This window comes from Candidatus Paceibacterota bacterium, assembly GCA_041666545.1.
GTDB lineage: Bacteria > Patescibacteriota > Minisyncoccia > Phycocordibacterales > JBAYGS01 > JBAYGS01.
In genome coordinates, this window is sequence record JBAYGS010000003.1 from 1 (window position 1) to 12,198 (window position 12,198).

General features: G+C 46.4%; 7 protein-coding genes. 5 read left to right on the top strand and 2 right to left on the bottom strand.

What is annotated here, in order from left to right; translation table 11 throughout:
• Positions 1 to 5,203 (bottom strand): MBG domain-containing protein (locus WCT25_02885; GenBank protein MFA6536354.1); only part of this gene is annotated, 5,203 nt, incomplete at its 3' end.
• A 394-nt stretch (positions 5,204 to 5,597) separates the two neighbouring features.
• Between WCT25_02885 and nusA the strand changes: the two genes are divergently transcribed.
• The 5 genes from nusA (at position 5,598) to WCT25_02910 (ending at position 11,309) form a co-directional block, all read left to right on the top strand.
• Positions 5,598 to 6,803: a transcription termination factor NusA gene (gene nusA / locus WCT25_02890; GenBank protein MFA6536355.1), complete on the top strand. Its 1,206-nt coding sequence runs from the start codon at positions 5,598 to 5,600 to the stop codon at positions 6,801 to 6,803.
• A 151-nt stretch (positions 6,804 to 6,954) separates the two neighbouring features.
• Positions 6,955 to 8,949, top strand: coding sequence for a sodium-translocating pyrophosphatase (locus WCT25_02895; protein ID MFA6536356.1), 1,995 nt, complete (start codon positions 6,955 to 6,957; stop codon positions 8,947 to 8,949).
• 101 nt (positions 8,950 to 9,050) lie between these two features.
• Entirely contained in the window at positions 9,051 to 9,845 is a 795-nt protein-coding gene (locus WCT25_02900) for a hypothetical protein (protein MFA6536357.1), read from the top strand.
• Between the two features lie 5 nt (positions 9,846 to 9,850).
• Positions 9,851 to 10,162 (top strand): hypothetical protein, encoded by a 312-nt coding sequence (locus WCT25_02905; GenBank protein ID MFA6536358.1) that lies wholly within the window; start codon positions 9,851 to 9,853, stop codon positions 10,160 to 10,162.
• An 85-nt stretch (positions 10,163 to 10,247) separates the two neighbouring features.
• Positions 10,248 to 11,309: a trigger factor gene (locus WCT25_02910; GenBank protein ID MFA6536359.1), complete on the top strand. Its 1,062-nt coding sequence runs from the start codon at positions 10,248 to 10,250 to the stop codon at positions 11,307 to 11,309.
• A gap of 84 nt (positions 11,310 to 11,393) precedes the next feature.
• Here the strand turns inward: WCT25_02910 and WCT25_02915 are convergent, their stop codons facing one another.
• Positions 11,394 to 12,176, bottom strand: a complete 783-nt coding sequence (locus WCT25_02915) for a hypothetical protein (protein ID MFA6536360.1) — start codon at positions 12,174 to 12,176, stop codon at positions 11,394 to 11,396.
• Between the last annotated feature and the right edge of the window lie 22 nt (positions 12,177 to 12,198).

Sequence of the window (12,198 nt, forward strand, 5' to 3'; positions counted from 1 at the left end):
AGGCGACGCCGGAGACGGTGAAATCAACTGGTAGACCGGAGGTGGAGACAGCCGAGAGAGTGATGGTGTCGCCAACTTTCTTGCCAGTGAAGTCTTGATTCCAGGTGAGGGTTTGGGGGGCTTTCTGAATAATCAATCGGCCGGTTGCACTACCTTCATAATTTGAATCGTCAATTGTCGCGGTCACCGAGTAAGTGCCGGCGTTGGTGGGATTTTCCTGACTATAAGTCAGGACAATTCTTTTACCGGTCGGGGTCGTAACCACCGGAATCGATTTATCCTGCGTGCCGTAAGTAAATACCAGATCTTGACCGTCATTAATAACAACTGAAGCCGGAGCTTTACCGACCGAGAAAGTTTTTGAGACATCTGTTGCATCTCGGTAATTACTATCGCCAGACTGTCTCGAGACAACCGTCACAGCTTGAGCGCCGTTTAAGCTAAGTTCATTGCCATTTAAAGTCGCCGGTCCATCTACCACCTCAAAAGAAACTGACAAGCCGGAAGTGCTCTCGGCGATTAAATTAATTTTATCTCCAACCTGACGACCAGAGAGAACCTGATTAAAGGTGACAGTCTGATCGGCTTTGGCAATATTCAGCTGATCAATAACCTGACCTTCATAATCGGGATGATTGACCGTCGCCACCACCTGATAAGTTCCGGCTTCGACCGGAGAAGTTGGATCTGTCTCGATTGTTGGCAACAGTTTGATAGCGTCGATTAAATAATTAATTCGATGATAAACATAAGAAACATTTTGAGCTGAAATTGGATCAGCGGTTGTAAAGGAAGCCGATTTAACCTCATCTCTAGTATAGGTTTGATTTAAATTAGTGAGAGTGATAACCGCCACCTTTTTACCGACATTAAAAGTCTGATCGGCATCTACCGCCGCCTTGTAATTTTCATTTCCGGCTTGACTGGCGCGAATTGTCACATCGCCGGCACCGCTAAAGCTTACGACCCCGTCAGCAACATTGGCCGGACCAGAAACCACACTAAAACTAACCGGCAAACCGGCGGTCGACCGAGCAAACGGTGTCACCGAAAAAGTGTCAGTGGTTTTTTTACTTCCAATACCATCAAAAGTAATCGTCTGGTCAGCTTTCTCAACTGTAAGCTCACCCGTAGTCTCCCCTTGATAAGCCGGATCGATGATTGTGGCTGTCACAGCATAAGTGCCAGCATTTTTAGGATTGATTGGGCTATAAACAACTGAAACCTCCTTCCCCGGTGGATTCGTCTCGTATGAAATCGCCTTGTCTTGACCGTTATATGTTTGCTTAAAATTTGTGAGAGAGATGGTTGCCGGAATAATACTTGGCGCCTCAACTTTGAGGTTAAATTTAGATGTGACTGGGGCAAGGTCTAAAACCAAACCTGTAATAGTCACCTCATAATTACCCGGGGTCACATCAGTCGGCAAAACTACACTCAAAAGACTGGTGCAGGTCGGATTAGGGGTGCAGGGTCCGAGGCTATATTCAGAATTTTCCGGCAACCCGGAGATGTTCAACGCCACTGCCCTGGTATCAACCGAGTCATTCTTGGTCACAGTGACCAAATTTGAAACTTCGCTACCCTCGCCCTTAGTAATTGTTCTGTCACCATCAAGATTCAAAGAAAAACCGAAATTTGGCCTTAGAACAAAGCTGATAATGTAATCTTGGAGATTGTCATTCGGCGTGACAGCCAAATCTCGACAACGAATGTAATAATTATTAGTGCCGACCGCAAGGACACCTAAAACTGCGCTGTGAGTTTTTTTATCTTGGGAATCTGTAAAGGCGTAAGTCATCGAGTCGTAAGATTTACCAGGAAAGATGTCGTACTTACAAGTCGCCTCTTCATCGGTAGTGACCGAGACTATTGGGTCTGCAGACGGGACTGTCGTGATAACTGGCGGGACCTCGTCCGGTCGTGGGACTACTGAGACGACAACCTGTGCCATTACACTCCGGCCGACCTGATTCAGACAAACTATTTTGAAAGTGGTATCGGTATTTAGGGTGACAGAATCTTCGGTCCCGCCAGTCGCGCTCTTCGGACCACTCCAACCACCATAGGCATAACAAGAAGAGGCATTAGTGGCCGTCCAAGTTATGCGAACGCCGGACCCGACATAAGCCAGACTTTTGTCCAAAGAAATATTTACGGTAGCAGGAGGAGTGCTAACCATGCCAGGAAAAGGAATCGGATTGGCAGAATTAACAAAATCGATGACATTACGCTCAACAACAGCATCCTCAACTCTGCCACCATTGAAAAGTACCCCTGTAGATGGAGACTTCAGAGTAATCAGATTATCGGTAATCTTGTAGCCCTTGAACAACCACCCTCCGCCAATATTGAAACCAAAATTATTTAAATTTACAAAACGATTGTTCCTGATGACAGCTCCCTCGCCATTCGCGGTATCGTGAATGACTCCGCCATCAACGGCTTCGGCATAATTATTGTAAATAACCACATTCCTAATTCCACCCAACCCGTAAGCAACACTCGCGCCTTCGGCGCTGTGGGCATTCCGAACAATATTTCCCGCCATGACCCCACTCGTTCTGGTATCGTTTACCCAAGTGGCATTACTATGAAAAAGATTAATCGCGGTAGACCATTTACCGAAACTATTCTCTACTACATTGTCCAAAATATAGTTATCGTTTGAATCGTGCGCATCATTTGAAGCAATTGAGAGGACAAAACCTTCCCTGATTCCTCCCCCACAATTAATCGCGCGCACTCTTTCGATCCGCGATGAATCTCCGCCAAAACTTACACCATTGATTGTGTCAATCGTATTGTCTCTTGGTAAATTACAATTAATCGTTAAATCCGAAATATGCTGATTGGTACTGCCTGGAATACTTCCAACTATATGATTGTAGCCGTCACCCTGAAGTAAATACGGGTAGACCATTTCCAAACTGGTTTTACCCATCCCTGCCCCCTCGATATTCCAGCCACTAAATGACGCCCAACCAACATTAAAAGGTACGGTACCAAACAAAATATCGTTATAAATTCCGCGGGTGTGAAAAGTGCCTTCCATCAAATGAACGGCCAAATTTGTTTGTCGTGCCAAACTAAAATTCCTAAGAATGGAATCAAATTTTTCCGCAGTGCTCCCATCGTAAGGGTCCTTTTGCGTCCCGGTCCCAGGAAGGCCGTCGGTTCGATCGTCAATCCAAATTTCCCTGCTCGGAATCGGCGGAACAAACGGTGGAATACTCGGCGCTGACAGATTTAAATTTGTTTTCTGCGAGGCTGTTGAGATCACATTTCCCGTAATTGCAGTAATCAAGTTGCCACTCTGGTCAAGATTATTGACAGCAGTTTGAGTCAAATCAAAATTATATTTCATCCCCGAGGCAATAACATTGTTACCGAAGAAATTTCGTCCAAGTGGACCATACCAAGCTTGAGCATAAGCACTAATCCCCCACGGCGCATCGGCAGCGACTACCACCGTATCGTATGTCACCCCTTTTTCATCTTTGTTGCCGGATTTTGCAGTAATAGTGGTTGGATAACTGGCAATTACATTTCCAGAACCGTCTTTTCTCTCGACAGGGCTAAATTCAAACGCTCGATTAGTGATAACGGCTGGATCCGGCCAACCCATCGCGGTTCGGAAACGGCTATCGAGAATGTTATCAGTGACGGTCAAACCTTCAACCTCTTGCGCCATAATTCCCGTGTTGGCAACCGGCCCCGACGGGTCAGAGGCGAGCATAATCGAGTTACCGCTGATTTTGATATTCTTTATAAACCTCGGAGCAATCGTCTCTGCGGGCGGATAGAATGTAAACGGCTCGCTATCAAACACGGCTCGCCTTATTCTGATTGCCGCCCGGGCGCCGTCTTGAGACGGGATTGTGGTTATTGTGTTGTTAGAGATATTGTAATTGGTATGATTGAAATTAGCCGCTGGAGCAGTCTGCAGTACCACGCCATTCCTCGCCCTTTCAAATTTATTATTGATAATATCTATATTGCTTTGACTCCAAAAATCCGTGTAATAACCGGCGCTCGCATTTAGGGTGCTGTTGTTTTGAACCAAGCCTTTCTTAACATTGTAAAGAGTATAACCCTGAACATAATTACCTTCACCGCCAAGGAAACCGTCTCCTGTCTTAGTCAGCCAAGCCTGTGAAATAGAGTTTATTGGTGTCTTACTGTCTGCAAGCTCTACCCGATTGCCCGTCAAATAAGCATACTCGCGAAAATTATCAACTCTGCTCCTGTCATAGGGATTGCCATTATAAGAACCAGTGATTGTAAAGACCGTGATCTGTGAAGTCGCATTAGGGTCGACCGAGCCGTAATAAACTGAATTAGTGATATGGGAACATTCTGAACCCTGACAACCCGCATCAAAAACATAATTATTTGGAGCTGTATCAGCCTGTGCTCCGGAAATCATTACAGGGAATGACTCCCAATCGCTATAATTTGAACCGAAATCAGTTGCCCGAATATTCTCAACAGATGAGTGATCGCCATAGATTGATAAGCCACTAATTCTGATTTTTTTATTATTATTTTTGAAACCGCCGATAATTTGAGAAAAATTACCATCAATAGTTAGATCTTTAACAAATTGATTTTCAAAACGCGCCGGCACTTCTTGATTGTAAGCTCGGCCCTCGCCCATAATAATAAAAATATCAAGGTCTTCCGAGGGGTTCGCCCACACCGTCGAATCCAGTTCTATAAAAGTCTTGTCGGCGCCCGCGCCCTGAAGTGTCCAATTATCGTGGAATTCCCAAGTGACCCGGTTGGCATAACGCGGGTGCGCTGATGAAAGAAACTGAGCTTGCCCGGCAGTCTTGAAGGTTCCCGGCAACAAATGAAAAATAACTTTGTTTTCGAGATTGTTAATCGCTCGACTACCCCAACTATAAGAAAAACTTCTCATTAACTGATCGAATTTGGTCGAAGTATCGGCAACATACGGACTCGCCTCAGTTCCCAACTCAGCCTTGCCGGTTGCAATTGGGGAAATCCAAATATCTATAGGGGCCCCTTGAGTCGTCGGACTACCTATCGGAGCCTCCGTGTCCGGCAAAGTCTGCGTCGTACTAGTGGCGACTGCACCAGCGGCACCTGCCGAATCTGATACAAAACTCCCCAACACCAAAACCGCTGAAATAATCAGAATAGCAAAAAAGGCAAAACTTTTGCTTTTTTTAGTCAAAAGATTCGTAAAATAAACTTCACTCTCAATTTTAGCCCAATTTTATCGAGAAAAGAAGCGGTAAAACTACATTTAAGGGGATAAAGCCATTTTGACTGCAACGACTTTATTAGGATGCCCTGCCTACCGGCAGGCAGGCCTATTTGTAAGGGTTCTTAACTATCTTGATATTCGTGTGCCCTATTCGTAAGGGTTCTTAACAACTGCTTGACTTTTAGCTTACAATTTGCTAAGCTTATGGGGTTAGTATCCTGAAAGTTCGCTCGCGAGGCGGACCTTTTTTATTATTAATTTTTACCAAAACACGGACTCGGCCCGATAATTCGATCTCGTTCGTCTTATTCGTGTGCCCTGCCTACCGGCAGGCAGGCCTATTCGTAAGGGTTCTCAACATATGTTTGATCTCAAAGTAATCAATTCGGTTTTAGACCAGCTCGAAGAGGAGCGGGGTATTCCGCGTGAGAAAATTTTGGAAGCCATCGAAATGGCCTTAGCCACGGCTTACAAAAAAGAGTACGGCAAGAAGGGACAAATTGTCCGAGCCACCTTCGACATCAGAACCGGCGAGAGTAATTTCTCCCAGGTGAAAGTTGTTGTCGATAAAACCAAAATTATCATGCCGGAAGAAGAAGATGATATTAGAAGTGGCGCAGTGGAATTGCCGGAAGGCGACGAGCGCGTTTATTTCAATCCGGAACATCATTTAATGATTGAAGATGCCAAGAAAATCAAAAAGGGTGTCGCGGTCGGCGATGAGGTCATTTTCCCTCTGGAATATAAAGACGATTTCGGCCGTATTGCGGCTCAAACCGCCAAACAAGTCATCATCCAGAAAATTCGCGAAGCCGAAAAAGTTTCTGTCATGGGTGAATACGGCGAACGCGAGGGTGAAATTGTCACCGGTACTGTCCAGAGAATTGAGCGCGGAAACATCTTCGTCGATATGGGACGAGCCACCGGCTTGCTACCATACGAAGAGCAAATCCCTAACGAACACTACCGCCAGGGCGAGAGAGTTCGCGCCTATCTCTACAAAGTTGAAGAATCGCCTCGCGGTATTCTCTTGCGCCTTTCTCGATCTCATCCAAAATTCTTGGAAAAACTCTTTGCCACTGAAGCTCCGGAAATTGCCAACGGCGCGGTGGTAATCAAAGCCGTCGCCCGAGAAGCCGGCTCTCGTTCCAAGGTTGCGGTCATGTCGACCGACAGCCACATCGACCCAGTGGGTTCAATGGTCGGTCAGCGCGGTGTCCGTGTCTCGACCGTCATGAGTGAACTTGGCGGTGAAAAAATTGATATTATTTCTTGGTCAGAAAACCAGAAGCAATTTATTGAGGATTCCCTCTCTCCGGCCAAAGTCTTGGGCGTAGAAATCAGCGAAGCTGAACACAAAGCCACTGTCGAAGTCGCCGAGGACCAGCAATCTTTAGCTATCGGCAAGGGCGGACAAAATGTCAGACTCGCCGCCAAATTGACCGGCTGGAAAATTGACATCCGCTCAACCAAAGGTGAAAACTTGGCCGAGGCTGAAGTCGAGGCCGACAAGGAGAAAAAACCGACCAAAGATATTCACTCGAAAGAAGATATTGTCGTAGAGTAAAATTACAAGCTCCAAATTACAAAAACCAAATAAATCTCAAATAGGAAAACTTTGGGCTGGTGCTTTCTGAATTTGAAGTTTATCTGGAACTTGTAATTTATTATTTGGTGCTTATACTTCGTATTAATAATTTAATTAACAATTATCATTTATGAGTCCAACAATTATTTTTGCCCTAGTTAGCGGAATTCTGGCCATCGTCTACGGCCTTTTGCTCGCCCGTTTCATTCTAAAGAAGAGCGCCGGCAATGCCCGCATGCAGGAAATCGCCGCCGCCATTCAGACCGGCGCCAAAGCTTATCTGAATCGTCAGTACAAGACTATCAGCTTAATCGCTGTGATTCTTTTCGTAATCTTGTCATTCGCTTTAGGCCTTCGAACTGGCATCGGCTTTCTGGTCGGCGCCATCTTTTCGGCTATCGCCGGCTACATCGGCATGAATATTTCTGTTCGCGCCAATGTGCGAACTGCCGAGGCTGCCAGGGAAGGACTCGCCAAAGCTTTGTCTTTGGCCTTCAAAGGCGGAGCAGTCACCGGACTTTTGGTTGTCGGCTTGGCCCTACTCGGAGTCACTTTGCTTTATATCGGTTTTGGCGATGTTAAATACCTAATTGGTTTGGCCTTCGGTTCCAGTCTAATTTCAGTCTTCGCCCGACTCGGTGGCGGTATCTTTACCAAAGCCGCTGATGTCGGAGCCGACTTAGTTGGAAAAGTTGAAGCCGGAATTCCAGAAGATGACCCGAGAAATCCGGCCGTCATCGCCGACAATGTTGGCGATAATGTTGGCGACTGCGCCGGCATGGCCGCTGACTTGTTTGAAACTTATGTTGTCACCTTGGTGGCGACAATGTTACTCGGCGTTCTCACCTTCAAAAACTTCGAGGGTGCTCTTCTCTACCCTCTTGCTTTGGGTGGCGTCGGCATTATTGCCTCAATCATCGGCACTTGGTTCGTCAAACTTAACAAGTCCAACAACATCATGGGGGCCTTGTACAAGGGACTAATCGCCGCCGGAGTTTTGGCTGCCATCGCTTTTTATCCAGTCACCAAATGGTTGATGAGTGGCAACGGAATCTATGAGGTAAGCGCCTTATTCTACGCGGCCATCGCCGGCCTAGTGGTCACCGCTCTCTTGGTCATCATCACCGAATACTACACTTCAACCAAATACGCACCGGTCAAATCAATCGCTAAAGCCTCTGAATCAGGACACGGCACCAATGTGATCCAGGGACTGGCCATCTCAATGAAGGCCACCGCCTTGCCACTTCTTACTATCGTCGCTGGTATTCTTGCCACTTATCACTTCGCCGGACTTTATGGCATCGCCGTCGCCGCTATGAGCATGCTTTCAATGACCGGAATTATTGTAGCTATCGACGCTTATGGTCCAATTACTGATAATGCCGGCGGAATTGCCGAAATGGCCGAATTACCGAAAGAGGTTCGCGATATTACTGACCCACTAGACGCTGTCGGCAACACCACCAAGGCTGTCACCAAAGGTTATGCTATCGGTTCAGCCGGCCTAGCCGCTCTAGTACTCTTTGCTTCTTACACTGAAGAGATCAACGCTTTGGGAGCTAACCTAAGTTTCTCTTTGGGTGATCCAAAAGTCATTGTTGGCCTATTCTTGGGTGGCCTCCTGCCTTATTACTTCGCCGCTCTGGCCATGGAAGCAGTCGGCAAAGCGGCCGGCAAAGTCGTAGACGAAGTCCGCAGACAATTCCGAGAAATTGCCGGCATTATGCAAGGGACCGCCAAACCGGATTACGCCCGATCAGTTGACATTGTCACCACTGCCGCCATCAAAGAAATGATTGTACCGGCCCTAATCCCTGTCGTCGTGCCAATCTTGGTTGGATTCATTCTTGGTCCGGTCGCTCTTGGTGGTCTACTAGTCGGATCGATTGTGACTGGCCTATTCGTGGCCATCTCTATGACATCCGGTGGCGGAGCTTGGGACAACGCCAAGAAACACATTGAGCAAGGCAACCACGGCGGTAAAGGCGGTCACGCTCACAAGTCGGCTGTCACCGGAGACACGGTTGGTGATCCCTACAAAGACACCGCTGGTCCGGCAATCAACCCGATGATCAAAATTCTAAACATTGTGGCCCTATTGATAGCCGCCTTCATTATCTAAAACCACACTAAAACAACCCTCGCCCGATCATTGGGCGGGGGTTGTTTTTTTAAATTCAAAACCTGTTATAATTTGAATTAATTATTAAATAATTAAAAGTTATGAAAAAAATCCTAACTAGCATTTTTCTTTTGACTTTGTTGGCATCCGGCCTACCGCAGTTGGCTCTGGCTGAAGATGTGGCAAATGATAGTGACAGCGACTACCCAGCCAGAATTGAAAGAATTAAAAGTGAGATGCGGGAACGAGCAGAAAAGATTCGAACCGAGGTTGAAATCAAAAGAGCCGAAATGATAAAGGAGGTTGAATCCAAACGGACCGAACTTAGAGACCGGAAGGATAATGACTCGGATGACTCCGACAATACTGCTGATGTTGAAAAAAATCGGCAAGAAAACCGAGAACGAATTGAGAATAGGAACCTAGCCTCGAGCACCGTCCGAGATGCAGCAAAAGAGGTCAAACGTTTAGAGCAAATGGAAAAATCGAGAGAGCGAATCCGGACTTATGCCAGCCTAATGATTAACCGCTTTGAAGCCGCAGTTGAGAGATTGGACACTTTGTCAGACAGAATCGGCACCCGAATTGTAAAACTCGAAGCTGCCAAAGTTGATGTTCGCCAAGCGAAGGACCTCTTGGCCACGGCCAAGGCAAGAATCATGGCGGCCAAAACCGAAGTTCAAAATATTGAAGCGGCACTAACCTCAATTTTGACTTCTGATACGCCGAAGGAAACATTGGACTCCGCCAAGAAACTAATCGACTCCGCAAGAGACAGTGTTAAGGCGGCCCATGCCGCTCTGGTCGATGTCGTGAATTCCCTTAAACCCGGAGAGAATCGGGAAGATTCTGCTACGGCCACAACAACCGACAACGACTCTAGCAACACTAATTAAATAATATGGAAAACCAAACTTATAATCCGCAAGACTCATCATCAAAGGCTGGACCGACAATCGGAATTATCATCATCATTGTTGTTTTATTGGCCGGTGCCCTCTACTTCTTCAGTCAAAACGCCGAGAAAACCACCCAGCAGTCGCAAACTCCCAACACCATTTTGGAACAAGGCGCAGCCGACATTGAGGGCCTAAGAACCCAGAGCAACTCTGATAGCCTAAATTCTATCCAGCAAGATTTAACCGACACCAACCTTACCAATCTTGACAAGGAGACTTCCGCCATCAACTCTGAAATACCGAACCTGAAATAATCAATCAAAAAACTCGGCCATGGTTGGCCGAGTTTTTTGATTTTCGCTTGTCAAAACTCTGACTTAGGGTTAAACTCTCAAAGTCATGCAAAACTATGTAATCAAAAACCAGGAAAAACTCGAGAACTCCGAGATCGAGGTGCTGATAGAATCACCCTTCGGCGAATTAGAAAAACATCGGGCTAAAGCTTTGAAAGCTATGCTCCAAGATGTCGAGCTAGATGGTTTTCGTAAGGGTAAAGTGCCGGAAGATATTTTTATCAAGCGTTATGGTGAGGTCGCCGTACTTTACGAAGCCGCCGGCGTTTTAATCCAGGAAATCTTGCCCCAGTTGCTCACCGAGCTTAAATTAAAAATTATCGGCGAACCCGGAATTACCATCACCAAGTGTGCCTCTGGCAACCCACTCGAATTTAAAGTCAGACTCGCAATCCTGCCGGAAGTCAAACTGCCTGATTACAAAAAAATCGCCAGCACCGAAAATAGCAAAAAACCGGAAGCCATTAAAGTCGAAGAAAAAGAAATTGATGAGGTTGTAAGCTTTTTCCGTCATCAGGTGCTCCACCAGAATCTCAAAGCTGAAGGCAAGGAGGAACCAAAAGGCGAACATCACCACGAGGACAAGGACTTGCCAGTTTTCGATGATGAATTTGTGAAAAAACTTGGCAATTTCAAGGATGTCGTGGATTTCCGAGGCCAAATTGCTAAAAATATTGAGCAAGATAAGATCGTCAAAGCCAAGGACGCCAAACGGCTAACGATTATTGAAAATATCTCCACTAAAACTGATTTACCAATCCCGAAAGTCTTGGTTGACAACGAACTCAACAAAATGGAAGCCCAATTGAGGCATGACATTGAAAAAACCGGTCTCAAGGCGGACGACTATTTGAAGCACATCAAGAAAACCTGGGAGGAGATGAGAAAAGAATGGCAACCCGAAGCCCTGAAGCGTGCCAAAATGGAATTAATTCTTTTTGAAATCAGCGAACAAGAAAAATTGGCACCGACCAAAGAAGAGCTTGAGGCCGAAACCAAAAGAATGCTCGAGCACTACAAAGACGCGAGCCCCGACCGAGTTAGAGCCTATCTCGAAACCGCTCTCACCAATCAAAAAGTCTTCGACTTCCTAGAAAGCCAGAAGTAGAATTTGGATTCAGGATTCAAGAATTAAGAATAGCAATGAATAAAACCCCCGCGTGCAAAAACACGCGGGGGTTTGAATTTCGATTCAAGAAAGAACTTGCAAGGCTTTCTTCAGGTAGTCTCCGGCCATACTCCAATCAATCGGGTCAAGACTCGACCCGCTTGGCCGAAGCTTAGCTTGGGCATCGATGCTTATGTCCGAGCACACATTAGGAATTTCGCCGAGCAGATGAAGCGTCTCCGGCCCCAAGCCACCAGCGACCGCCACATTAAGATCAACCCGTCGCATCAAATGCTTCACAAAAGGCAGCAACCCTTCCCACTCAAGACTTTGGCCTTTGCCGGCACTCTTGTCGAGCAGGACATAGTCGACACACCCCCCGTAAGAAAATACCATGCTTATGATTCCTCGCGGGTCGCTACCAAGAAACTCAAACGCCTTAGGACCAATTTGGAGAATAATCTTCACCTTAGGAAAATATTTCCTAAAATTATAAACCGCCCGCGGACCAGGCCAAGTCATATCAAGCTGGATGGCATGAAGATTCGGACCACCGTATTCCGCTACTCGCTTCAGCTGAGACAGAAGGTCGGCGCTGTTTTCATAATCAGCGTAATGAATTGTGTTCATTACAGCACCTTGAGCATAAGCCGGGCTCCGACCGGAAAAAATTTCAGCAATCGACTCTTTGGCTGGAAAAACTCCCGACCAACGACTTGGGATATTATTGAGGGTTTTATAACTCATCATTACCCCAACGGCCAACTGACGCGAAGTGCAGAGCCGATGCTTGAGAAAAATTTCAGACATCTCAAGAACCTGCTTTTGGCTGGTAAAATCCGTAATCCCGATGTATGGAATTTGCATGGTTAACCTTTCTAAATTCAAA

Excerpts from the sequence above, each read along its gene's own strand:
- WCT25_02895 (MFA6536356.1), top strand. The coding sequence starts at position 6,955 with ATGAGTCCAACAATTATTTTTGCCCTAGTTAGCGGAATTCTGGCCATC.
- WCT25_02915 (MFA6536360.1), bottom strand. The coding sequence starts at position 12,176 with ATGCAAATTCCATACATCGGGATTACGGATTTTACCAGCCAAAAGCAG.
- WCT25_02900 (MFA6536357.1), top strand. The coding sequence starts at position 9,051 with ATGAAAAAAATCCTAACTAGCATTTTTCTTTTGACTTTGTTGGCATCC.
- WCT25_02905 (MFA6536358.1), top strand. The coding sequence starts at position 9,851 with ATGGAAAACCAAACTTATAATCCGCAAGACTCATCATCAAAGGCTGGA.
- WCT25_02910 (MFA6536359.1), top strand. The coding sequence starts at position 10,248 with ATGCAAAACTATGTAATCAAAAACCAGGAAAAACTCGAGAACTCCGAG.
- nusA (MFA6536355.1), top strand. The coding sequence starts at position 5,598 with ATGTTTGATCTCAAAGTAATCAATTCGGTTTTAGACCAGCTCGAAGAG.